This is a genomic window from Kocuria himachalensis, assembly GCF_054784195.1.
Genome location: NZ_BAAGPL010000015.1, coordinates 111,070 through 134,326 on the forward strand (window position 1 = coordinate 111,070; position 23,257 = coordinate 134,326).

General features: G+C 70.7%; 21 protein-coding genes, 1 tRNA gene and 1 riboswitch. Of the genes, 6 read left to right on the forward strand and 16 right to left on the reverse strand.

The window, feature by feature from the left end:
• Nucleotides 1-169: 169 nt before the first annotated feature.
• Nucleotides 170-439 (forward strand): hypothetical protein, encoded by a 270-nt coding sequence (locus ACYVM4_RS09775; protein WP_460668399.1) that lies wholly within the window; start codon nucleotides 170-172, stop codon nucleotides 437-439.
• A gap of 270 nt (nucleotides 440-709) precedes the next feature.
• Here the strand turns inward: ACYVM4_RS09775 and ACYVM4_RS09780 are convergent, their stop codons facing one another.
• From ACYVM4_RS09780 to ACYVM4_RS09790, 3 genes are all read right to left on the reverse strand, one after another.
• A complete protein-coding gene (locus ACYVM4_RS09780) occupies nucleotides 710-886 on the reverse strand; it encodes a hypothetical protein (protein WP_460668400.1) in 177 nt (58 codons plus the stop codon).
• A 404-nt stretch (nucleotides 887-1,290) separates the two neighbouring features.
• The gene (locus ACYVM4_RS09785; RefSeq protein ID WP_460668401.1) at nucleotides 1,291-1,860 is read right to left on the reverse strand and encodes a dihydrofolate reductase family protein; all 570 of its coding nucleotides are present in this window, start codon (nucleotides 1,858-1,860) and stop codon (nucleotides 1,291-1,293) included.
• Nucleotides 1,861-1,899: 39 nt separating this feature from the next.
• On the reverse strand, nucleotides 1,900-2,406 hold the full coding sequence (locus tag ACYVM4_RS09790) for a hypothetical protein (RefSeq protein ID WP_460668402.1): 507 nt from the start codon (nucleotides 2,404-2,406) through the stop codon (nucleotides 1,900-1,902).
• Between the two features lie 1,732 nt (nucleotides 2,407-4,138).
• Here ACYVM4_RS09790 and ACYVM4_RS09795 point away from each other — a divergent pair.
• Nucleotides 4,139-5,296, forward strand: coding sequence for a hypothetical protein (locus tag ACYVM4_RS09795; protein ID WP_460668403.1), 1,158 nt, complete (start codon nucleotides 4,139-4,141; stop codon nucleotides 5,294-5,296).
• Nucleotides 5,297-5,491: 195 nt separating this feature from the next.
• On the opposite strand, the gene ACYVM4_RS09800 is transcribed toward ACYVM4_RS09795, so the two are convergent.
• A complete protein-coding gene (locus tag ACYVM4_RS09800; RefSeq protein ID WP_460668404.1) occupies nucleotides 5,492-6,607 on the reverse strand; it encodes a DNA methyltransferase in 1,116 nt (371 codons plus the stop codon).
• A gap of 109 nt (nucleotides 6,608-6,716) precedes the next feature.
• Complete coding sequence (locus tag ACYVM4_RS09805; protein WP_460668405.1) at nucleotides 6,717-7,184, reverse strand: hypothetical protein; 468 nt, start codon at nucleotides 7,182-7,184, stop codon at nucleotides 6,717-6,719.
• Between the two features lie 208 nt (nucleotides 7,185-7,392).
• On the opposite strand from ACYVM4_RS09805, the gene ACYVM4_RS09810 reads away from it, so the two are divergent.
• A complete protein-coding gene (locus ACYVM4_RS09810; protein WP_460668406.1) occupies nucleotides 7,393-7,788 on the forward strand; it encodes a hypothetical protein in 396 nt (131 codons plus the stop codon).
• A gap of 396 nt (nucleotides 7,789-8,184) precedes the next feature.
• Here ACYVM4_RS09810 and ACYVM4_RS09815 read toward each other — a convergent pair.
• The 7 genes from ACYVM4_RS09815 to ACYVM4_RS09845 form a co-directional block, all read right to left on the reverse strand.
• Nucleotides 8,185-8,260, reverse strand: a tRNA-Asn gene (locus tag ACYVM4_RS09815).
• 79 nt (nucleotides 8,261-8,339) lie between these two features.
• Nucleotides 8,340-10,220: a DNA primase gene (gene dnaG / locus ACYVM4_RS09820; RefSeq protein WP_460668407.1), complete on the reverse strand. Its 1,881-nt coding sequence runs from the start codon at nucleotides 10,218-10,220 to the stop codon at nucleotides 8,340-8,342.
• A 99-nt stretch (nucleotides 10,221-10,319) separates the two neighbouring features.
• On the reverse strand, nucleotides 10,320-11,648 hold the full coding sequence (locus tag ACYVM4_RS09825) for an MFS transporter (protein WP_460668408.1): 1,329 nt from the start codon (nucleotides 11,646-11,648) through the stop codon (nucleotides 10,320-10,322).
• A 115-nt stretch (nucleotides 11,649-11,763) separates the two neighbouring features.
• The gene (locus ACYVM4_RS09830; protein ID WP_460668409.1) at nucleotides 11,764-13,095 is read right to left on the reverse strand and encodes a deoxyguanosinetriphosphate triphosphohydrolase; all 1,332 of its coding nucleotides are present in this window, start codon (nucleotides 13,093-13,095) and stop codon (nucleotides 11,764-11,766) included.
• Nucleotides 13,096-13,125: 30 nt separating this feature from the next.
• Nucleotides 13,126-14,304 carry a tRNA dihydrouridine synthase DusB gene (gene dusB, locus ACYVM4_RS09835; protein ID WP_368820785.1) on the reverse strand — a complete coding sequence of 393 codons (1,179 nt, stop codon included), beginning with the start codon at nucleotides 14,302-14,304 and terminating at the stop codon, nucleotides 13,126-13,128.
• Nucleotides 14,305-14,405: 101 nt separating this feature from the next.
• Entirely contained in the window at nucleotides 14,406-15,386 is a 981-nt protein-coding gene (locus ACYVM4_RS09840) for a GNAT family N-acetyltransferase (protein ID WP_460668410.1), read from the reverse strand.
• Nucleotides 15,386-16,768 (reverse strand): glycine--tRNA ligase, encoded by a 1,383-nt coding sequence (locus ACYVM4_RS09845; RefSeq protein WP_460668411.1) that lies wholly within the window; start codon nucleotides 16,766-16,768, stop codon nucleotides 15,386-15,388. The genes ACYVM4_RS09840 and ACYVM4_RS09845 overlap by 1 nt, the downstream gene beginning before the upstream one ends.
• 197 nt (nucleotides 16,769-16,965) lie before the next feature.
• On the opposite strand from ACYVM4_RS09845, the gene ACYVM4_RS09850 reads away from it, so the two are divergent.
• Nucleotides 16,966-17,208: an RNA-binding S4 domain-containing protein gene (locus ACYVM4_RS09850; protein WP_368820701.1), complete on the forward strand. Its 243-nt coding sequence runs from the start codon at nucleotides 16,966-16,968 to the stop codon at nucleotides 17,206-17,208.
• Here the strand turns inward: ACYVM4_RS09850 and ACYVM4_RS09855 are convergent.
• Complete coding sequence (locus tag ACYVM4_RS09855; RefSeq protein ID WP_460668412.1) at nucleotides 17,192-17,878, reverse strand: alpha/beta hydrolase; 687 nt, start codon at nucleotides 17,876-17,878, stop codon at nucleotides 17,192-17,194. The genes ACYVM4_RS09850 and ACYVM4_RS09855 overlap by 17 nt on opposite strands.
• Before the next feature lie 82 nt (nucleotides 17,879-17,960).
• On the opposite strand from ACYVM4_RS09855, the gene ACYVM4_RS09860 reads away from it, so the two are divergent.
• Nucleotides 17,961-18,818 carry an SGNH/GDSL hydrolase family protein gene (locus ACYVM4_RS09860; RefSeq protein ID WP_460668413.1) on the forward strand — a complete coding sequence of 286 codons (858 nt, stop codon included), beginning with the start codon at nucleotides 17,961-17,963 and terminating at the stop codon, nucleotides 18,816-18,818.
• A 15-nt stretch (nucleotides 18,819-18,833) separates the two neighbouring features.
• Here the strand turns inward: ACYVM4_RS09860 and metX are convergent, their stop codons facing one another.
• Nucleotides 18,834-20,018, reverse strand: a complete 1,185-nt coding sequence (gene metX, locus ACYVM4_RS09865) for a homoserine O-acetyltransferase MetX (RefSeq protein ID WP_460668414.1) — start codon at nucleotides 20,016-20,018, stop codon at nucleotides 18,834-18,836.
• Nucleotides 20,015-21,427, reverse strand: coding sequence for a bifunctional o-acetylhomoserine/o-acetylserine sulfhydrylase (locus ACYVM4_RS09870; protein ID WP_460668415.1), 1,413 nt, complete (start codon nucleotides 21,425-21,427; stop codon nucleotides 20,015-20,017). The genes metX and ACYVM4_RS09870 overlap by 4 nt, the downstream gene beginning before the upstream one ends.
• Nucleotides 21,428-21,503: 76 nt before the next feature.
• A riboswitch (SAM riboswitch) is annotated at nucleotides 21,504-21,619 on the reverse strand.
• Between the two features lie 141 nt (nucleotides 21,620-21,760).
• Between ACYVM4_RS09870 and ACYVM4_RS09875 the strand changes: the two genes are divergently transcribed.
• Entirely contained in the window at nucleotides 21,761-22,399 is a 639-nt protein-coding gene (locus ACYVM4_RS09875; RefSeq protein WP_460668416.1) for a VOC family protein, read from the forward strand.
• 36 nt (nucleotides 22,400-22,435) lie between these two features.
• Here the strand turns inward: ACYVM4_RS09875 and ACYVM4_RS09880 are convergent, their stop codons facing one another.
• Entirely contained in the window at nucleotides 22,436-23,215 is a 780-nt protein-coding gene (locus ACYVM4_RS09880; RefSeq protein WP_460668417.1) for a CPBP family intramembrane glutamic endopeptidase, read from the reverse strand.
• Between the last annotated feature and the right edge of the window lie 42 nt (nucleotides 23,216-23,257).

The window sequence follows — 23,257 nt, forward strand, 5'->3', positions numbered from 1 at the left end:
CGCATCCATGGCCTGCAGCGGAGATTCTCGGCACTTTCTCACGGCACCCGCCGACGTGACCGCAACGACCTGCAGGTTCATGACGCCGATGCCCCGGCGCGGTACGTTCCTCCCCAGGTGCGGGCATTTCCGTCCGCACCGGAAGCGGTTCTCGCCCGGAAGGAACACGATGCGACTCGTCCGTCGAGTCATGCTCTCCGCAGTGCTCGCCCTGGGGTTGGGTGTCGGAGTCACTGCGCCTGCTCAGGCCTACCAGAACACGATGATCAACTACTTCAACACTCTGAGCGGGTGCCAGGCAGCGCTGAAGAGGGACGCCGCCAGCGTCGAGGCAGGGCCGACGACCTGGTACATCTCATCCAAGCCCTGCACGGCTATCAAGCCGCTGAACGGCGACAGGATCAGTTACCGCTACGTCATTCTGTACGGCTACAACTGAGCCGGCTGCAGGAAGTGCCCGGGGCCGCGATGAGCATTCGATCGAGCAACGACCTCACTGAGCTGTGACCGCACCGAAGCCGACTGCGGAGCCCGCACGCTCACCGCCGGCCACCATGCTTGCCGCGACGGTCGAGGACCAGACCTAAGAAGATCAGCACAGCCCCGAGGAGTGCCACCCAGCCGATCCCTGTGCCGTCCAAGGCGACCAGCGCCCCGTAGACGAAGAGAACTCCCGCCACGAAGAGCAACAACCGACGCAACCCGCTCCTCACTTCGGCTCCTGCGGGTCCTGCCGCCGTCGCCGTCGCTCCTGCCACCACGCAGCGCCCGCTCCGATGATCAGGACGATCAGCACAACGATCGCCCACCCTAAGCGGTCCCACGACCCGACGAGCATCACGATCAGCACGATGCCTGCCAGATAGCCCAGGAGCGCTACAGCCAACCAGACCTTCCGCGCTTGCGCCTCCGTAGCCTTCCGTGACCGGCGCCGTGGCGCTCTCGCTTTCACCGTCGACCACCCCGCCGGCCTGCGCTGTCCCGGACCAGCCCCAGGACGTCGAGCAGCCCGCGACTCTTCCTCACCATGTCAGCCCCCTCCCCCTTGCTCGTATCGTGGCACGGTCACCGCGTCACCGTCACTGCCCCTCGCCTGCATCGCCAACACTGTCCCGTCATCGGAAGCGTTCGAGCATGGACGGCCCTGAGCCCTGTCCGCTATCGGCATCTCGGGGCGATGACCCTCCGTCGATATGCCCGCGCGATCGGGGCACTACCAACACGGGGCAACACGACACCGAGCCGCTGTTCCCTCGCGAGGAAGCGGTCAACGTGTCAGGACAAAGCACGTCAAGCCGTCACTCGCGTGGGCCGGTATCGCATGGCGACCGCCCCCGACCGAAACTCATGGCGATCCACGAGCCCGAGCTGGATGCGCTCGCGCAGACCGGAGAGCAACGTCGGCCCGTGTCCGGCAAGAACCGGCTGCACCACGAACTCGTACTCGTCGATCAGTCCCAGATCCGCCAACGCCGTCGGCAGCGTCACGCCACCCACCCACAGGCCCTCGCCCGACTCCTGCTTGAGCCGCTGAACCGCTTGCCCCACGTCGCCTCGCACCAGCTCGGCATTCCAATCGACCTCGCTCAGCGTGCTCGACACGACGTACTTCTTAACCCGGTCGATGGCCTCGGCGAACGGGATCTCCCACTCGTCCATCCAGTCCGGCCACGTGCCCGTGGCCGGCTTCCGCCACGCCGACTCCATCATCTCGTAGGTCATCCTGCCGAAGAGCAGGGCATCGGCTCGCTCCATCTCAGCGGTCCAGTAGCGCATCGACTCCTCGTCCGGGGGAAGCCCTGCCTCGTGATGGCAGCAGCCGTCGAGCGTGACGTTGATCGAGTATCGCAGTGGTCTCATCTCGTTGTTCTCCCTTGATATGGCGCCGGCTCGGCTGCCTCAGCGCCCGGCCTGCTCCGTGTCCGAACTTCGTGCCGCGGCGGCGTGATCGCGTTGTCGTTGGATCGTGCCGACCACCCGGTAGGACTCCTTGGCCGAGACCACCACCGACGTCGTCGCGGTGGCGATGCGCACGCTGGGCCCGCCCATCAGGTAGCCGGTGGATCCGTCCGCCAGGCGACGCCGGCCGATCTGCCACCACGGGGTGCGCGGCCCGACGGCCACCTCGGTGATCTGTTCGTACGGTATTCGCGCCTTGCGCCAGCCCTGCCGGATGTCCACGGCCTGCTCGTCGAGCCGCAGCGTGACCGATCTGTTGACCACCAGCGAGTAGCTCACGAAGCCGCCGATGTAGACGACGGCGCCCCACCCGTTCCATGTGCCGCCCGGCACGGAATCGAGCACCGTGAAGATCACCACGAGGAAGACGACGCCGATGGAGGCTCGAACGCGCCACGGCTGGAACGTGACGAACTTCGGTGTCTCCTCATCAGCGTGATCGGTCATGCCTCATGATCGCCGACCGCACCGCCGGGGAGAAGGCCCAGCGCCCGGTAGGGCAGGTGTCGCGCACCAGGTCTTCGAGCACGAAGTGCTCCCCTGCGCGCGACCGTCAGGTCGTGCGGGCCGGCCGCGGTAGCGGAGGTGTGACGGCTGTCGAGGTGGGGTGGTGACGTCGATGGGGAGGGGGAGGTTGGGCGCGGGCGGGGCGCGATGAAGGAAGGTGTTGGTGAGAGGGAGAACCGAGGCGTGGGGCAGCCGTAGGGCGTCACGCTCGCGCTTCCCGATCCGGCGCTGGCGCGCCTCCTCGCTCGCGCTCGTGGGTCTCTGCTGGCCTCTGACTCTCTGCTTCCTACACCTGTCTCTGCTCTGAAGTCTCCACGGGGGAAGGGCGGATCGAGACACGTCTCGGGCGACGCGGCGAGGATGCGCCATGGTGGACAGCCGGCGTCACCGGCTCGTCCGCTGGCGCGTCCTCGCCGTCTCGCCGACGGACGTGGCGGGCCCACTGCGTGGGCGATCCGTCCCGGCCACGAGGTGCATGCTCTGCAGTTGATTGTCTGGCGGCTCCGCCGCCTGCGCCGTGGCGTCTCGGATGACGGCATGGCGCTCCCCGCGCTGGCGCATGGCCCCCCCAACGCAATGCTGTGCATACTCACGGGCTGCGCCCCAAGGCCCCAATGGTGGGCCCGACAAGCGTCCGGATAGACGTCCCAACTCTCGTATCGGAGACCGACTCCGCCAGTGTTGGTCGTACCGGAGTTGCTTCTTGGGTGACGCGCGGCGCGGCGCGATCGTCCAAGCCGCTGTCATTGCAGTGTCCGTCATGAAGTCGGGAGACTGCACGCATCGCGGTGGTCTTCAGCGACGTGGACGTCCTGGAGTAGGCGCTGGCATACATGGTTCCCGGGACACCTTGAACCAGGGAAGGCCTCCGCCGTGAAACGGTGATGACGACGCGTTCGATGCGGCCCCGATGTGGGTTGCGCACCTTTCATCACGCGCCGTAACGGGTACCGCGCACACACATCAAGCTTTCGGGGGAGAGCGACGGCCGACATGACGAATCAGCCCAGGCCACCGCCGGGTGGAAGGACGGAAGCCCTGGCTGGGGCGGGGCGCACGGATTCGGACTTTGTGGGTACTGATTTGGCGGTGCCAAATGCAAAATGCTTCAGGTGTTCGCCGGGCCCATATTTCGACGCATGTTGTGGTTCATGAGCCACAAGACTTTCACGCTGAGCCCCGTAGCTGGAGCCGCGATGTACCCCGTCCAGTTCCCCGCCCACACCTCTACGGCACAGACCTTGCGCACCGATCACTGCCACACGGCAGGGCGGGCGCGCGCCGACAGGCACGGCCAGACGGCCGTGGGCGTGGTCGTCCACGACGCCGTCGCGCGACGGACAGGGATCGATACGGCACCCGTCGCCCTCGCTGTAGCAGGGTCCTGGTGAGCGCCCGGTCGGCTGCGGCGGCAGAGCCTCTTGCCCCTACGCCAGTCAGGACGAGGAGCATGGCGGCCCCAACCCTTCGCTTCAATGAATTCGACACCGGCATTCCAGCGATCTCTCGTGCAGCCAGTCGACTGGATCCGTACTGGGGCCGGCTATGGGTGCCCGGCTCACAGGCGGTGTGGCAGACCGACTTGGGCTACGCCGATTCGCGCTCTCCGCTTGAAAGCACCGGAGAGAAGAGCCCTCGCCCCCACTCTGCGGAGCCCGGTGAGGATGTGAACATGACGTCTTGGCTGGGTCACCCCACCAAGCGGGGCTCGCGGCTGGCCGCGTTGTCTGCCATCGACTCCTGGCGCACCATCACCAGCGAGCAGGTCTGCGCGATCACCGGTGCCAAAGAGTTCGCCACCGTCAACTCCCGCAACTTCGTCGGCCGTCTTTTCCAGGCGGGGCTCATCGACATCGGTTCCTTCCCTCGCCCCTTCGACTCCTCCCCGACAAGGCTGTACCGCCCCGCCCCGACCAACGTGTTCGAGCAGCGCCTGGCGCCCCACCTCACCGGCCCTGAAGCGATCGCCGTGCACGGCGGCTACGGCTGGTCGGCCAGCCACCAGTACGACCGGCACAACCTGCTCGCGACCGAGCTGGGGCTGCGCGTCGCAGAGTTCACCGGCATGACCGTGCTCGGGGAGAAGTACGCCTCCGTGGACCTGCTCACCGGCGTTGGCCTCGGTAAGCCCGCGGTGCGCGCCGGCGGCAAGACCGGCGATGCGGTCATCGTCCGCGACGACGGGTGGCGCATCGTCGTGGAGATCACCGCCTCCTACTCGGCGGGCCTTGAGGCGAAGATGGAGCGCTGGGCCAAGGTGCTGCACGACAACCCCATGGAAACCTCCGGGCTGGTCGTGCTCTTCGTCGTCGCCGCCCACCCCGACGCGTCCCGCAAGGGCAGCTCCCCCGCCACGGTGTTGGCCGGCGCCCGCAAGCGGATGGCCAGGGCGCTGCGCCACTATCCTCCCTACTCCACTGATGCCCCGCCGGCGCGCATGGGTCTGGTCGCCTGGGACCAGTGGTTTCCCGCCTCTCATTGCTTTTCGCCGCAGTTCCTCGATGGCACCGTCAAGATTTTCAACACCTACACCCGCACGTGGTCGAGCACCGATCTGTTCCTGGGCATGGAATTCGCCCCGTGGCCTGGCTTCGACGCCACCGCAGCTCTCACCCAGGTCCAGGCAATCGGAGCAACACCGCACTGGATGCGCACCCTCTGTTCAGGCGACGTGCTGGGTCTGCCCTCCCAACAACTTGGCATCCCCTGCCCGACGGCCAGTGGTAGCCGTCAGGGCATCGGGGTCGCACTCAACGACACGGTCAGTCCTACGCGTCCACCGGCCCGGCTGCACGATCCACTTGGCGTCGGAACCCGCTCTCGGCGATGATCGACTGCAGTCGCGCCCGGTGCGTGTCGTGCCGGGGTCATTGAGGACGGGGCCGTCGTGAAGTCCAGGCCGCGTTGCAGGACCCGCTGCTGGATCACACACCCGGAACCGGCCGCTGGCGAGAGCACTTCCAAACCAGCCCCCGGTCTCCTCGCTCAGCGGGAGGCATGAGTCATTGCAGCTCGAGACCGCCGTCTAGGCCAATGCGAACTCCAACTTGGAGATTGTCCTTCTGAGGGCTGCGGCAGCCGGATAGGCCATCGCAGTCAGAGCCGCTGCGGTATCCGGATCCATTGCGCCGAAACGGGGCAGGCCGAAGTCACGAACGGTGGTGGGGCTGATTTCCACCAACGCAGCGCGACGGCCTGAGTTCACCGCGGCAAGACCGGTGGTGTGGGAACCGGCGTAAGCATCCAGCACTAGCTCCCCGGGACGGGTGGCCGCGGCGATGATTGTCTCGATCAGCCCCACAGGCTTCGGTGTCGGAAATCCGGTTTCGGACCGGCCGACCTCGTTGGTCGGCACCCCATGGATCCGATTGGAAAGAAGGGTCGTCATCGGCTTGCCCTTGATCTGTTGGGCCAGGTAGTTCGGGCGCAGCGGCAGTCGCGGGCAGTGGAAGATCCCCCCGTCGGCGGCCAAGGCGTTGATGGTGGACTGCGAATACCGAAACGGCCCGGTCATCACCATCGGGATGGCGTTGACCCGGTTCTCAAACTTAACGTCGACGTCCAGGGTGGACTCGATCGCTTTCGTGTCGTGGGGACCGGCTGCAATCTTCTCGACGTCGAAGCCGATGGTGACCGACCCCGGTGGGAAGGTCAGGGTGGCGACTTTGTTCTGGCGGTGATGGACGGGGATCCGCTTGCCCTCGGTGGTCTGACCGACGGTGAGCTGGCGCGGGGTGCCAGTGCCGGCGTAGACGAGGATGTGGTCCAGGACGTTGGCGATGATCGGGTGAGTGTAGGACGGGCGGTCCTTCTTCTCCCAAACCACCGTGGAGATGTAGCGCCCGGGCCCGAAGACGTCATCCGCCACAACCTTGCCGGCGTAGACAGAAACGTCGTCGAGGTGGATCCAGACAGTGGCGTGGGACGCCAGGGTGGGTTCGACGGCGCGCAGGGTGGAGGCGAGATCCTCGGACCAGCGCTTACCGATGAGCGGATCGGCGTAGTGGCCGAAGTGGCGGCCGGTGCCGTATGGAGGATCAAGGTAGACCATCGATACCGAGCCGGCGTCGGCAACCTTCGCGATCATGCGCGCGGCAGGGCCGACCCCAACGGTGACGGCGGGGTGGGGGGAGATCAGCATCTGCAGGGTTTCCTGATGGGAACGTTTTCGGAGGGGCGGAGCACACAACGGGAGATCAGACCTCCACTGTGCCGAACTAGTGGCACCGGTACGGACAAGTCTTGGAGCCCTACTGGGTAAGGACCGAGCGGGTGCACCACTCAAAGAGGTCTCCCTGCAGGGTGTCCATGACTGCCACGGAAGTGAGCGACTCGTCCAGCGGGCCCAATGAGTACATGACCTCCTGGACGGCGTGATCGGCGGCCTGCTCCACGCCCTGGTCGACGTTGGAGCCGTCGAAGACGAAAATCAGCTCGCCCACCTCGTTGGCGCGCACGTCGGTCACAAGCCCGGCCCAGCCGATCCCAACGGCGGCCTCCTCCCAGGTGGAGACGTTCCAGTAGTCCAATAGGGCGCGCTCCTGGTCGGAGGCCCAGGCGCCGGGGTAGATGTCGGTGGGCGGCTGCTCCCCGAACTCCTCCGTCTCAGCCCGTACCTTCTCGTCCGGCTGAGTCTCCGCCTCAGCGGTCAGGGGCGCTGAGGCCGGGGCCGGCTCACCAGCACATCCAGACAGCAGCACCATGGTGATGAGTGCCATGGGACCGAGGGCACGGCGAGCGAGGCGCATGAGGAGGCTCCATTTCAAAACGGTGGTGGCGGGGTGGTCAGTCTCAACCCCTCCGTCAACGATTCTCCCCCGCCGCGGACGCAGATCAGCGCAGGATCGTCTTCAAGAGCTCGTCGCCGCCTTCGTCGTCGCCACCGCCCCGTCGGCGGCCGGTTCTCCCGCTGGTCCGCTGGACCGGGTGCCCTGGCCACCTCCCAGCACACACGGCAAGTTCCTCCCCTATCCGGCAAACGTCGATCTGAGCCGCACCTACCCGGCCTGCGGGTCGGACATCTTTGTCGCCCCCGGCGATGTGTTCGACATGCAGTACCGGGCCTTGGTCAACGACGAGGGAGCGACCGTAGTGGAGTGCCGCGGCGACCTCACCGTCGATGTGGACCGGCTCTCCGACGATGCCTCGCTCGAAGAGGTAGGCGTGTCCGGAACCTGGTTCGAAATCTACGATCCCTATGGCCAGACGGTGACCTACGACCGTCCTGGGCCGGCGATCGTGGCTGCCTCCGACGAGGTGGAGGCAGAGGCGTTCGCCGAGGCAGGGCTGCCCGAGACCTTCCTCTACTTCTCCGGGGCCTGACAGAGACCGTCATCTACGACAGGGCGCCCAATGAGCTGGGTCAGCAGTACCCGCAGGCGCTCACCGCGGAGATCACCGAGAACTCCACCGCCTACGTCTTCGACGTGTGCAAGCTCCTCGACGAGGCGCCCCCCGACCCGGTACCCATCCCGTAGCCCGAGGCCGCAGCGGCACCGCTAAGGTTCTCCAGCACCGCCCCCGCGCCGACCACCGGACCGGGGGCGGTGGCCATTCAAGGACTCGGCCGGCCGCACACATGTTTTACTTCGCTACGCGCTGCGGGCTTTGCGGCGTCCGCCGGAGATGCATTTCCGAATTGAAAGCGTGGGCAATGTGTGGGCATTTGGACACGGAAAGAGGGCCCTGATCGCGTTTCCGCTAGTCAGGGCCCTCAATTGGCTCCCCCGACTGGACTCGAACCAGTAACCCTTCGATTAACAGTCGAATGCTCTGCCAATTGAGCTACGGGGGACCGTGCACGCACGCGTGCAACGAGCCATCACTTTACCGTTCCGGCCGGGCTTCGACAAATCCGGTCACGCCCGGCCGCGTCAGTCCTGGCGCAGGCCGCGCCGCTGCATCTCGAGCTCCAGCAGCTCCCGCTGGAGCTCCTGGTAGCGCTCCCGCTGACCGGCGGGGTCCGTGCGCTGCAGCTCCGCCAGCCGGTCCGACTTCCGCCGGTTGATCTGCAGCTCGAAGAGGCGGTTGAGGATGTCAGCGGTGTAGCGCTCCAGCTGCTGCTGGGTGGTGGCCGGCAGCGGCGTCACCGCGAGCTCGGCGAGGTAGCCGTGCAGCGGCTCCGGCAGGTGCCCGCGCACCGCGTCCACCCAGACCTGTCCGCTCGGCACGGCGGACCCGTTCCCGAGGAGCTCGGCGCGGGCGGCGAGGACCGCGTCGTGCACGGCCCCGTGCACGGGGTAGCGGAAGGCGCTGAGGCCGAACTCCTCCCAGTGCCGCTCGAGCATCAGGTCCGGGCACTGGATGACGGTCTCGAGTGCCTCGCGCTCCATCCGCGCCACGGGCTCGCGCGGGTCGGGGAGCTCCCCCGGGGCGGGCCCGGCCGCCTCCGGCTCCGCCGGCCGGTGCGGCGCGGGACCTCCTTCCCGCTGGTCGCGGCCCGCGGAGTCGACGGCCCGCTGGACCTCCGCGGGCTCGAGCCCGAGCCAGCCCGCGAGCTGCCGCGCGTAGGCGGGCCGCAGGGAGCGGTCCCGGATCCGCGCCAGGATGGGCGCGCAGGCCCGCATCGCCCGGATGCGGCCCTCGATGGTGTCCAGGTCGAAGTTCTTCAGCGTCGCCCGGATCGCGAACTCGAACAGGGGGCGGCGGTTCTCCACGAGCTCGGCCACGGCGGCGTCCCCGCGGGCGAGCCGGAGGTCGCACGGGTCCATCCCGTGGGGCTCGACCGCCACGTAGGTCTGCGCCACGAACTTCTGGTCCTCCTCGAACGCGCGCAGGGCGGCCTTCTGCCCGGCGGCGTCGCCGTCGAAGGTGAAGACCACCTCTCCCCCGCCGCCGTCGTCGGAGAGGAACCGCCGGACGATCTTGATGTGCTCGGCCCCGAAGGCGGTGCCGCACGTGGCCACCGCCGTGGTCACGCCCGCGAGGTGGCAGGCCATGACGTCGGTGTAGCCCTCGACGACGACGAGCCGGCGCTGCTTGGCGATCTCCCGCTTCGCGAGGTCGATGCCGTAGAGCACCTGGGACTTCTTGTAGAGGGCGGTCTCGGGGGTGTTGAGGTACTTCGGGCCCTGGTCGTCGTCGTGGAGCTTGCGGGCGCCGAAGCCGATGACCTCGCCCGCGACCGCGCGGATGGGCCAGACGAGCCGGCCGCGGAACCGGTCGTAGAGCCCGCGGTTGCCCTCGGAGAACATGCCGGTGAGCTTGAGCTCCTGGTCCGTGAAGCCGCGGTCGCGCAGGTGCTTCAGGAGGTGGTCCCAGCCGCGGGGCGCGTAGCCGACGCCGTAGCGCCGGGCGGCCTTGCCGTCGAAGCCCCGCTCGCCCAGGAACAGCTGCGCGGGGGCGGCCTGGCGGGTGTAGAGGTTGCGCTGGAAGAACTCCGCGGCGACCTTGTGCGCGTCCAGCAGCCGCTGGCGGCGGCCGACCTCCTCCTTGTTGGGTCCGGAGCCCTGCTCGTAGTGCAGTTCGTAGCCCACCCGGGCGGCGAGCTTCTCCACGGTCTCCGAGAAGGTGGTGTGGTCCATGGTCATCAGGAAGGAGATGACGTCCCCGGACTCGTCGCAGCCGAAGCAGTGGTACGTGCCCATCTGCGGCCGCACGTGGAAGGACGGGGTGCGCTCGTCGTGGAACGGGCAGAGCCCCTTCCAGGAGCCGATGCCGGCGCTCTTGAGGGTGACGTAGCCGTCGACGATCTCCTTGATGTCGGTGCGCGCCCGCACCTCGTCGATGTCCTCGCGTCTGATCAGTCCTGGCACACCGTCAGTCTAGGCGCGCGGCCCGACGCCCGAGGGCCGCACCGGACCGTGCGGTGGAGCACCGCGCGGTCCGGTGGGGCTCCGCACCGCGGGCGGGGCTCAGCGGGAGCGCTCCCGCAGGTCCTGCCGGGTCCTGGTGCCCGTCAGGGCGAGCCCGCCCAGGGCGCCCACCGCGGCGAAGGCGAAGAAGCCCCACGGATAGGCCAGACCCGCGGTCAGCAGGGTGCCCCCGATGATCGGACCCGAGATCGCCCCGAGCCGGCCCACCCCGGCGGACATCCCCAGCGCCGTGGCGCGCACGCGCGGCGGGTGGTTGGCGGCGGTGAACGCGTAGACGAGCACCTGGGAGGAGAACACGAAGCAGCCGGTGACGAAGACCATGGCGTAGATCCCGAGCAGCGGCAGCTTGATCGCCAGGGCCGCGAGTAGCGCGGCCGAGCCGAGGAACCAGATGATGCCCGCCACGCGCGGGGTGACCCGGTCGGCCACCCGCCCGGCGACCGCCAGTCCCGCGATGGCGCCCACGTTGAGGATCAGCAGGAAGCCGAGGGAGTTGCCGAGGTCGTACTCGGCCGCCCGCATGATCTGCGGCAGCCAGGTGTTGAGGCCGTAGACGAGCAGCAGGCCCATGAAGGAGGCGATCCAGATCGCGATCGAGTTCCGGCGCCAGCCGGCGGAGAGCAGCATCGTGGCGCCGACCTTCTCGGCCTGCTCCTCGGCGGTGTGGTGCTCGAGGTGCAGGCCGTAGTGCTCGGCCACGGCGCGGGCCTCGGCCGTGCGTCCCTTGGACGCGAGGAACGAGGGCGACTCGGGCAGGAACACGAGCATGAGGGGCACGAGCACGAGCGCCGGCAGGGAGCCCAGGACGAACATCTCCTGCCAGCCGAACTGGCGGACGACGACGATGGCGAGCGCCGCGGTCAGCACCGCGCCGACGTGGTAGCCGGTCATCACCAGGGTCGTGGCGTTGGAGCCCCGGCCCAGGCGGGCGAACTCGGTGACCATCGCGATGGCGGTGGGCAGGCACCCGCCGAGGCCCAGGCCGGCGAGGAAGCGCAGGACGCCGAAGACCAGGACGCTCGGGGAGAACGCCGCGGCGAAGGTCAGCAGGGAGAACAGGACCACGGCTCCGATGAGCATCTTGCGGCGGCCGAGCTTGTCGGTGAGATAGCCCATGGTCAGCGCGCCGATCATCATGCCCACGAGGCCGACGGTGGCCACGGCGGTGCCCTGCGCGGTGGTCATGCCGAGCTCGTCGTTCTCGAGCATGGAGGGCAGGACCGCGCCCAGGACCACGGCGTCGAAGCCGTCCAGCAGCACGGCGATCCAGCACAGCGGCGCCACCCACGCCCGGGAGCGGAGGACGGGCCGGGAGCCCGGGGACGAGGGGGACGCCGCCCGCGGGGCGGGTCCGGTGGAGTTTCCCATGAGAATCAGACCTTTGTGAGGAGGAGCACAGGTGCGCCGAGTCTAGGGAGCGGCACCGCGTGCGACCCAGCTCACAGTCGTTGAACGAGATCGGGCGCCGCCCCGGCGGAGCGGGTCACCAGAGCGGCTTGTCCCCCACCCGCCAGTGGGTGCCGCGGATCCTGTCGTGCAGGGACACGGCGGACAGGTCGGTGAGGGACGCGATCTGGTCCACGACGAGGCGTAGCCGGGCCGCCTCCGTGCCCGGTCCCTCGCCGAGGTCGTGCCAGTCTGCGGCGAAGGCGGGCGAGAGGTAGCGGCCGTCGGACTCCATCAGCGCCCCCACCAGGATCGAGAGCACCTCCTGCTGGTTGTCGTAGATCGGCTGCGCGTCGCGCACCGTGATGACGTAGGTCGTGGCGATGCCCTTGAGCACGCCGATCTCCTCCGTGGTCCCCTCCGGGACCACGAGCTGGGCGTCGTATCGGGTCAGCGGGTCCTCGCCGTAGATGTCCCGGGTGGCGCCGACCGCGGACATCGCGAAGCGGCCGATGAGCTGGCTCGTCATGTTCTTGAGCCGGGCGAGGTCCTTGCGGGACCCGTCCATCTCCCGGACCCACAGGGACGAGTCCTCGAGGCGGGTCAGGGCGGCGTCGAGGGACTCCGGGGCGGCCTCGGGCAGGTACCAGCGGCGGGTGAGCTCGAGCACCCTGTCCCGCTGGGTGGTGTCGGCGAGCCAGCCCAGCTGCACGAGCCCGGAGGCGATCGCGTCCTCGACGTCGTGCACGGAGTAGGAGATGTCGTCCGAGAGATCCATGACCTGGGCCTCGAGGCACTTCGTGCGGGCCGGGGCGCCGTCGCGCAGCCATGCGAACACCGGCAGGTCGTCCGTGTAGACCCCGAACTTCGGGGATCGCGTGCCGTCCGGCCGCAGCGGCGCCTCGTGGGCCTCCCACGGGTACTTGCACACGGCGTCCAGCACGGCCCGGGTGAGGTTCAGGCCGGCGGGTCCCCCGTCGTCGTCGAGCACCTTGGGCTCGAGCCGGGTGAGCAGGCGCAGGGTCTGCGCGTTGCCCTCGAAGCCGCCGATGCGCTGGGTCAGCCGGTGCAGGGCCGACTCCCCGTTGTGCCCGAACGGCGGGTGGCCGAGGTCGTGGGAGAGGCAGGCGGCGTCGACGACGTCGGGGTCGCAGCCGAGCATCCGGCCCAGCTCCCGGCCGATCTGGGCGACCTCGAGGGAGTGGGTCAGGCGGTTGCGCACGAAGTCGTCGGTGTTCGGGGACACGACCTGGGTCTTGGCCGCCAGCCGCCGCAGCCCCGAGGAGTGCAGGATCCGGGCGCGGTCCCGTTCGAAGTCGGAGCGGTACTTGTTGTGGTGGTCCTCCGCCACCCAGCGCGCGACGTCGCGGGCCTCGTAGCCCGGGGCGGGCGCGCCGGTGCGGTCGATCTCGATGGACGTGTGGGGCATGCCCGGTCCTTTCCGTGTCGTGGGGACGGCTCAGCCGCCGGAGACGTCGAGCTCCGCCGCGACCAGTCCCAGCCGCTCGGCGTCCCCCAGCTCCCGGGAGCCCAGCCAGCCGTCCGGCAGGTGCGGCTTCTTGGGCGAGCCGGCGCGGCCGCGCGGTCCCTCGACCGCCGCGCCCGGGTAGCCGAGCGACAGGTCGAGCTCGTCCAGCAGCTCGCGCAGGGTCGCGAGGTCCGGCACCTGGGCCATCCGGGCGCGGAGCTCTCCGCCGACCGGGTAGCCCTTGAAGTACCAGGCGACGTGCTTGCGGATGTCGCGCAGCCCCTTGGCCTCGTCGCCGAACATCTCCACGAGCAGCTCGGCGTGGCGGTAGATCGTGCGGGCGACCTGGTCCACCCCGGGGCGGAACCGGTCGGACCGGCCCTCGAAGGCGGCCTGCAGGTCCCCGAAGAGCCAGGGCCGGCCCTGGCAGCCGCGGCCGACGACCACGCCGTCCACGCCGGTCTGCTCGACCATGCGCACGGCGTCCTCGGCGCTCCAGATGTCCCCGTTGCCGAGCACGGGCACGTCCGGGAGGGCCTCCCGCAGCTGCGCGATGGCGTCCCAGTCCGCGGTGCCCGAGTAGTGCTGCTCGAGGGTGCGCCCGTGCAGGGCGACCGCTGCCACGCCGCTGTCGCGGGCGATCCGGCCGGCCTCCAGGAAGGTGAGGTGGCCGTCGTCGATGCCCTTGCGCATCTTGATCGTCACGGGGACGTTCCCGCGGGAGGCCTCCTGGACGGCGGTGCGCACGATCGCGGTGAACAGGTCGGTCTTCCAGGGCAGGGCGGAGCCGCCGCCGCGCTTGGTGACCTTGGGGACGGGGCAGCCGAAGTTCAGGTCGATGTGGTCGGCCCGGTCCTCCTCGACGACCATCCGCACGGCCTGGCCGACGTGGACGGCGTCCACGCCGTAGATCTGGATGGAGCGGGGCGTCTCGTCCGGGTCGTGGTCGATGATCCGCATCGACTCGGGCCGCCGCTCCACGAGGGCGCGGGCCGTGACCATCTCCGTGACGTAGAGACCGCCGCCGTACTCGCGGCACAGCCGGCGGAACGCCTTGTTGGTGACCCCGGCCATGGGCGCCAGCACCACGGGGACGTCGATCGTGAGCTCGCCCAGGTGCAGCGGCGGCAGGTCGAGCCGGGCGGGGTGGTTCTCGGTAGCGGTGTCCATCACCGGGAGATTCTCTCACGGACGGGAACGGCGAAGGGCCCCGGGGTGCGCCCCGGGGCCCTTCCCGTGCCGGACGTCGTCCGGCGCCCGGTCCCCGGTGCTCAGTCCCCGGGCTCCGCGAGGACGACGGAGGTCTCCACGACCGTGGCGGCACCGGCCGCCAGCAGGTTGTCGACGACGGCGGTCAGCGGCTCCATGGACCCGTCCACCTGGAACTGCACGGGGTGGTGGTGGGCCAGCAGCGCGAGCAGCTGCTCGAGCGCGGGACCTGCCGCGTCGTCCCCCGGCGTCCAGCCGAGCACGACGTGGGCGGGCGCGTCCGGCGCGTCCTCCGGGGCCCGGGCGTCCGGGGCGGCGTCGAGCTCCACGGGCCGGTAGCTCACGGCGAAGGCGGAGATCCTGCCCCGCTCCCCCGGGCCCATGCCGTTGCGCAGCACCAGGGCCCCGAAGGCGTGCGCGGCGTCGGAGAGGAACAGCTGGTTGACCCGTCCCACGGGCAGGTCCGCGGGCTCGTCCCAGGCGTGCACGGAACGGTAGAACGCCCACAGCGCCCGGGTCAGCTCCACCGACCCGGTGGCCAGGTCCTCGACGGCCTGCGCCGGTGTCCCGTCGGCGTGCTCCCGCAGCGGCTGGAGGGGCAGCGCCCCGGCCGCCACGCGGACCACGCGCGAGTCCTGGACCGGGTCCAGCCCGGCGGCCTGTGCGAACCGCTCGCCGGCCGAACCGGGCGCCGCCTTCGTGCGCAGGGCCTGCACGCCCGAGGGCGAGCCCGCCGCCTCGGTGCGCAGCCGCTCCAGCAGGGCCCGTCCGAGTCCTTCGCCGCGGCGGTCGGGGGCGACCTCCACGTAGGCCCACAGCCTCGAGGGGTGCAGCGCCGACTCGTAGACCGTGCCGGCGGCCACCGGCACGCCGGAGTCCTCCGCCACCACCGTGCGGGACCACGGAACGTCGTCGTCGGGGCGCAGGGTCGCCCGGAAGGCCGCGGCCTGGGGCGTCTCCGGGGCGGGCCACACCTCGAGCAGCCGCAGGTCGTCCCCGTCCCGCCAGGGCCGCAGCCCCGGTCCGGTCAGCGCGCCGCTCATCAGCGGACGAGCTTCCCGGCGAGGTAGGACTTCACCTGGTCGAGGGCCACGCGCTCCTGGGTCATCGCGTCCCGCTCGCGGATGGTCACGGCCTGGTCCTCGAGGGTGTCGAAGTCCACCGTGATGCAGAACGGGGTGCCGATCTCGTCCTGGCGGCGGTAGCGGCGCCCGATCGCCCCCGAGTCGTCGAAGTCGATGTTCCAGCTCCGGCGCAGCTCGGCGGCCAGGTCCTTGGCCTTGGGCGAGAGGTCCTCGTTGCGGGACAGCGGCAGCACCGCGGCCTTGACGGGGGCCAGGCGCGGGTCCAGCTTGAGGACCGTGCGCTTGTCCACCCCGCCCTTCGAGTTCGGCGCCTCGTCCTCGGTGTACGCGTCCACCAGGAAGGCCATCATCGAGCGGGTCAGGCCGAAGGAGGGCTCGATCACGTACGGGACGTAGCGCTCGTTGGTCTGCTGGTCGAAGTAGCTGAGGTCCGTGTTCGAGTGCTCGTTGTGCACGCCGAGGTCGTAGTCGGTCCGGTTGGCCACGCCCATGAGCTCGCCCCACGGGTTGCCCTGGAAGCCGAACCGGTACTCGATGTCGATGGTGCCGGCCGAGTAGTGCGCCCGGTCGTCCTCGGGGACGTCGTAGCGGCGCATGTGGTCCGGGTCGATGCCCAGGTCCGTGAACCAGTTCCAGCACGCCTCGACCCACTCGTCGAAGAAGTGCCCGGCCTCGGTCGGGTGGGTGAAGTACTCGATCTCCATCTGCTCGAACTCGCGGGTGCGGAAGATGAAGTTGCCGGGGGTGATCTCGTTGCGGAACGCCTTGCCGATCTGGCCGATGCCGAACGGCGGCTTCTTCCGGGCCGCAGTGACCACGTTGTTGAAGTTCACGAAGATGCCCTGCGCGGTCTCGGGCCGCAGGTAGTGCAGGCCCTCCTGGTTGTCGACCGGGCCGAGGAACGTCTTGAGCAGCCCGGAGAACTGCTGCGGGTCGGTCCACTGGCCCTTGGTCCCGCAGTTGGGGCACGGGATGTCGGCCATGCCGTTCTCCGGGGCGCGGCCCTTCTTCTCCTCGAAGGCCTCGACCAGGTGGTCCTGGCGGGCGCGCTTGTGGCAGGAGGTGCACTCCACGAGCGGGTCCGTGAAGGTCGCCACGTGCCCCGAGGCCTCCCACACGGCCTTCGGGAGGATGATCGAGGAGTCGAGGCCCACCATGTCCTCGCGCCCGCGCACGAAGGTCTGCCACCACTCGTGCTTGATGTTCTCTTTGAGCTCCGCGCCGAGGGGCCCGTAGTCCCAGGCCGAGCGGGAACCGCCGTAGATCTCACCCGCCTGGAACACGAAACCGCGGCGCTTGGCCAGCGAGATGACGTTGTCCAGCGTGGACTTGGGGGCCATGTGGATTTCCTCCAGGGTCTCGCCCGACCGCCGGCTGCGGACGCGCGTGGTGGGTGGTGTGGCCCGGCGGTGCGCCGGGGCGGGAACCGGCCGTCGGCGGCCGTCACGAACGAGGACGCCGCGTGCGACGTCCTCGTCCCAGGGTAGCCAATTCCCGCCGTGCCCGCCGACCGCCCCGGACCTGGAACACTGGGAGCATGACGACTCCCCAGCAGCCCGGCGGCCCTGACGAACTGCCCATCCGCGACGACATGATCCGGCTGGGCCAGGCCCTCAAGCTGGCGAACCTCGCCGAGGACGGGGCGCACGCCCGGGGCCTCGTGGAGGACGGTCAGGTCTCGGTCAACGGCGAGGTCGAGACACGGCGCGGCCGGCAGCTGCACGCGGGGGACGTGGTCTCCGCCGGCGGCGCCTCGGTCCGGATCACCGCGGGGGGCTGACCGGGCGGTCCGGGTCGCCCAGCACCACGTGGGTGAGGTACTCCCGCACGTGCCCCACCTCCTGCGGGCTGATCCCGTGGCCGACCCCGGTGTAGTGCACCTTCATGACATCGGCGTGGGCCAGCGCCCACTCGGCGGTGGAGTCGACGAGCTCCTGCGGGATGACCGGGTCCTGCGGGTCGCGGCCCCAGAACATCCGCAGCGGCCGCTCCCGCAGCCGGTCGTCGGCGAACAGGGTGTGCTCGCCGGGCACCACGAACCCGGAGAGCCCGACCACGGCCGCGATCTCGCCCGGCATGTGGCGGGCGAGGGACGTGGCCATGGCCATGCCCTGCGAGAACCCGAGCAGCGTGATGCTGGGGTGGTCCGCGGCCAGCTCCCGCAGCCACGCCGCGACGGGCTCCACGGCCTCGGCGACCCGGTCGAGGGAGAAGCTGAGGTCCGCGACGAGCGGGAACCACTGGTAGCCGAACTGGACGGGCTGGGGGGCGCGCACAGACGCCACGCTGAACTCGTCCGGCAGGGCCGGGACGAGGCCCATGAGGTCGCGCTCGTGCGAGCCGTAGCCGTGCAGGAGCACGAGCAGCGGGGTGCCGGGGCGGGCGTCGGCGTCCTTGCTCCACACGGCGAAGGGGGTGTCGGTCCCGGTCGGGACGGTGGCGTCGGTCATGCCACCAGTGTGCCACCCGGGTCCGGGGACCCGCCGCACGGGCGCGTGGACGCCCGTGCGGACCCGGTGGTAGACCGGGGGCATGACCGAGACGACGCCGGAGCCCCCGGACACCGCACCTCCCCTGCACCCGTGGCGCCGCATGGTGGCGATCGGCGACTCGTTCACGGAGGGCATCGGGGACCCGGACCCCGGCTCCCCCGGCGGGCACCGCGGCTGGGCGGACCGGGTCGCCGAGGAGCTGGACCGGCTCTCCCCCGGCCTGTCCTACGCCAATCTGGCGATCCGCGGCCGGCTCTTCCGTCAGATCGTCGACGAGCAGGTGGAGCCCGCCCTGGAGCTGACCCCGGACCTCGTGACGATCTGCGCGGGCGGCAACGACATGCTGCGCCCTGGCGGGGACCCGGACGCGATCGCCGAGGAGATGGACGACGTCGTGGGCCGGCTCGCGGCGGACGGGGCCACGGTCGTGATGGTCGGCGGACCGGACATCGGCGCCACGCCCGTGCTGCGCGGGATCCGGGGCCGGATCGCGATCTACAACGAGAACGTGCGCGTGGTCGCGTCCCGGAACGACGCCGTCCTGGTGGACCTGTGGGGGCTGCGGGAGCTCGCGGACCCGGCGATGTGGGACCCCGACCGGCTGCACTTCTCGCCCCTGGGCCACCACCGGATCGCGGTCGAGGTCCTCGACACCCTGGGCCTCGGGCACGGCCTCGTGCCCGAGGTGGTGCCCGACCGCCCGCCCTCGTCGTGGCGCCAGGCCCGGGGCGAGGACCTCGTCTGGGCCCACCGCTACCTGCGGCCGTGGGTGGCCCGCCGGATCCGGCGCACGAGCTCCGGGGCGCAGGTCCGGCCGAAGCGGCCGCACTTCGGCACCGCCACCGTGCCCGGGGGCGGCATCGCGCCCGGCGACGGGACCGGGGACGGGGACGGCTGAAGGGCCTGCTCCGGCTCAGTGCTCACGCAGCACGGTCTCCACGAGGAGCTTGCCGAGCTGGGGCGCCTCGATGAGGAAGCCGTCGTGGCCTGAGGGCGAGGTGAGGGTGTGCCGCCGGACCTCCCCGGGCAGCGCGGCGGCCAGGATGTCGGACTCGCGGGGCAGGTACAGCCGGTCGGAGTCCACCGCCGCCACGAGCCACTCGCACGAGGTCACGGACAGCGCCTCCTCGAGCGTGCCGCGGCCCCGGGCGACGTCATGGGACATGAGCGTCTCGTTGACGGCGAGGTAGCTGTTGGAGTCGAAGCGGCCGGCGAGCTTGGACGCCTGGTGGTCGAGGTAGCTCTCCACCTGGTAGCGCCCCCGCCCGTCGGCGTGCGTGTCGATGACCTGCTCGTCGGCCTGCGGCGAGCGCCCGAACCGGTGGTGCAGCTCGTCGGCCGAGCGGTAGGTGATGTGGGCGATCCGCCGCGCCAGGCCCAGGCCCGTGACGGGCAGCGGGCCGTCGTAGTAGTCCCCGCCCCGGAAGTGGGGGTCCTGGCGGATCGCGAGGTTCTGCGCCTGGCCCCAGGCGAGCTGCTCGGCGCTGGACTGGGCGCACGCGGCGACTACCGCGCACGCCCGGACCCGGTCGGGATAGGTCACGGCCCACTCCAGGGCCCGGGCCCCGCCCATGGAGCCGCCGATGACCAGCCGCCAGGCGTCGATGCCGAGGGCGTCGGCCAGGGCCGCCTCGGCGTTCACGGAGTCCCGGACGGTCACGAGCGGGAAGCGGGAGCCCCAGGGGCGGCCCTCGGGATCCACGCTCGGCGGCGCGGGGGTGGCCGGGCCCGTGGACCCGTAGCAACCGCCCACGATGTTGGTGCAGACCACGAACCAGCGCTCCGTGTCGATGGCGGCGCCGGGGCCGATCAGGCCCTCCCACCAGCCGCCGCTCTCCGCGGCGCGCCGCTCGACCTCGGGCGCGCCGGGGCGGGCCCGCCCGCTCGCCACGTGGGTGTCCCCCGTGAGCGCGTGCTCGACGAGGACCGCGTTGGAGCCGTCCGGGGCGAGCGTCCCCCACGTCTCGTAGGCGATCCGGACGTCGGGCAGCCGGAAGCCCGACTCGAGCTCCAGCTCGCCGATCCCGGTCACCCGCGGCACGCCGTCCTCGCGGACGGCGGTCCCGGCGTCGGCGCCCCCCACGACCGTCACGGTCACTCCTGTCCTCCCTGCGCGGCCGCGGCCGCGGCGAAGCCCTGCTCCAGGTCCGCCAGGATGTCGTCGATGTTCTCCAGGCCCACGGACAGGCGCACGAAGCCGGGCTCCACGCCGGCGGCCAGCTGCTCCTCGGGCAGGAGCTGGCTGTGCGTGGTGGACGCCGGGTGGATCACGAGGGAGCGGACGTCGCCGATGTTCGCGACGTTCGAGTGCAGGGTCAGGGCGTCGACGAAGGCGGCTCCGGTGTCCCGGCCGCCGTCGAGGACGAAGCCTAGGATGGACCCGGCGCCCCGGGGCGCGTACTTCTGCGCCCGCTCGTGCCACGGGGAGGACTCCAGCCCGGCCCAGGACACCGAGCGCACGTCCTCGCGCGCCTCGAGCCAGCGGGCCACCTTCCCGGCGTTGGCCACGTGCCGCTCCATCCGCAGGGACAGCGTCTCGATGCCCTGCTCGATGAGGAACGCGTTGAACGGGGAGATCGCCGAGCCGAGGTCGCGCAGCAGCTGCACCCGGGCCTTGAGGATGTAGGACAGGTTGACGCCGAAGGGGCCGTCCGCGCCCAGTGCCTCGGCGTAGACGAGTCCGCCGTAGGACTCGTCCGGCTGGTTGAAGCCGGGGAAGCGCTCCGGGTAGCGGCCGAAGTCGAAGTTCCCGGAGTCCACGATCACGCCGCCGATGGCCGTGCCGTGCCCGCCCAGGAACTTGGTGGCCGAGTGCACCACGACGTCCGCGCCCCAGCGGAAGGGCTGGATGAGGTACGGGGTCGCCACGGTGTTGTCCACGATGAGCGGCACCTCGTGGTCGTGGGCGATCCCGGAGACCGTCTCGAGGTCGAGCACGTCGTTGCGCGGGTTCGGGATCGTCTCGGCGAAGAAGGCCTTCGTGTTCGGCCGGACCGCCCGCCGCCAGGACTCGGGGTCGTCGGGGTCCGCCACGAAGGTGGTCTCGATGCCGAGCTTGGGCAGCGTGAACTTGAAGAGGTTGTAGGTCCCGCCGTACAGGCTGGGGCTCGCCACGATGTGGTCGCCCGCGCCGGCGACGTTGAGCACCGCGAACGTCGTCGCCGACTGCCCCGCGCTGAGCATGAGGGCGCCCACCCCGCCCTCCAGGGCGGCGATCCGGTTCTCCACAACCTCCGTGGTCGGGTTGCCGATCCGCGTGTAGATCGGGCCGAGCTCGGCGAGCGCGAAGCGGTCGGCCGCGGCCTGGGCGTCGGGGAAGACGAAGGACGTGGTCTGGTGGATCGGCAGGGCGCGGGAGCCGGTGACCGGGTCGGGGTTCTGCCCCGCGTGGATCTGCCGGGTCTCGAAGGCCCAGCCCCCGGGGTTCTCGGGGGTGGGCCGTCCGGTCCCGGCCTCGCCGGTGCGGGTGACGGAGACGTCGGTGCTGGAAGCGGGGAGATCGGACATGCCGTGGGACTCCTTGCGGAGGTCAGGGGTCCCGTCCCGGCCGAGGCGGTGCGGCCGGGAACGGCCGGGCGCCGGGGACCCGCGCTTGCTCGCTCGCCGGTCGCGAGGAGCCTGGTCTTCACCCAGGGCACCCCACCGCGGTGGAGGGTTGCCGGCCAGCTAGCTGGGGCTTGGACGCTGGCGCTCATGACCTGGACAGCATTCTCCGGATCAGGGCGTCACGGCGTCAAGCCGGGCGCGGGCGTGACGCCCGGCACGGAGCGTCGCCCGCACGACGCCCGGCGCGTCGCGGACCGATTTGGAGACCAAACTCACAGGGTGCACGATGTGCCCATGAGAGTCGACCACGTGTCCTACGCCTGCCGCCCGGAGGGCCTGGCGGCCACCACCGAGCGCATCGCGGACCAGCTCGGGATCGAGCCGGTCAAGGGCGGGGTGCACCCCCGTTTCGGCACCCGCAACATGATCCTGCCGCTGACGAACCACCAGTACGTGGAGGTCGTCGAGGTCCTCCAGCACCCGGCGGCGGAGAAGGCGCCCTTCGGCCAGGCCGTGCGCGCCCGGTCCGAGGCCGGCGGCGGCTGGCTGGGCTGGGTCGTGGAGGTCGAGGACCTCACCCCCTTCGAGCGGCGCCTCGGGCGCCACGCCGTGCCGGGACACCGGGTGTTCCCGGACGGCCGGTGCCTGGAGTGGCACCAGATCGGCGTGAAGGGCCTGATCGCGGACCCGCAGCTGCCGTTCATGATCCACTTCGACTCCGACCCGGAGATGCACCCGTCCCAGGCGCGGATCACGGACGTGGGACTCGCGGGGATGACCATCGCCGGGGCCCCGGAACGGGTCGCCGAGTGGCTGGGCGCCCCCGTGGAGACCGCGCTCGAGGACCTCGAGGTCGACTGGCGCTATCCGGACGGCACCCCGGGCGTGCTCTCCGTCACGTTCAGCACTCCGGACGGTCCCGTCACCATCTGAGATCGGACGGCCCGGACCCGGCCGACGGTGCCGTGCTCAGCCCAGCAGCCGGGCGGCGCCGAGGAAGCCCACGGCGTCCAGCAGGAAGTGCGCGACGACGAGGGGCATCACCCGGCCGGTGCGCCGGTAGAGCTCCGCGAAGACGAGGCCCATCACCACGTTGCCGAGGAAGGGCCCGACCCCCTGGTAGAGGTGGTAGCTGCCGCGGAACAGGGCCGTGATCACCAGCACCACGGGCCAGCTCCACCCGATGCGGGTCAGCCGGTCCGTGAGGAACGCGACCACGACGACCTCCTCGACCAGGGCGTGGCGCACGGCGGAGAGCAGCAGCACGGGCACCGTCCACCAGTGCTCGGCGAGCCCGGACGTGGTCACCTCCGCGGTGACGCCCAGCGCCCGGCCGGCGCCGTAGAGCGCCAGCGTGCCCAGGCCCATGAGCAGGAAGAGCACGGTGCCCAGGCCGAGGTCCGGGGCGGGCATGCGGGCGTCGAGGCCGATCCGCCGGCGGACCGTGCCCAGGGCGCCGGCGGAGCCGGCGAGGAGGTAGAGCGCGAGCAGCACCGGCACCAGGTCCAGGGCGATGCCGGTGAGCTGGCGCAGCAGGTCGAAGAGGGGCTGCAGGCTCAGCGGCGGGTTCATCGTGGCCTGCGCCTCGGACAGCGGTCCTCGCGCGAGGTGCTCGGCGAGGGAGAGCGCGGCGTAGAGGGCCGAGGCGCCCAGGGACACCCCGAGCACCAGGAGCACCTGCATCCACAGGTCGGCGCGGGTGGATCCGAAGGCGGGCGGTCGCGGGGCGAGGTGGGCGGGGGTGCTCATGCGGCCATTCTGGCACCGGCGCACCTGGCGCCCCGCGCACCC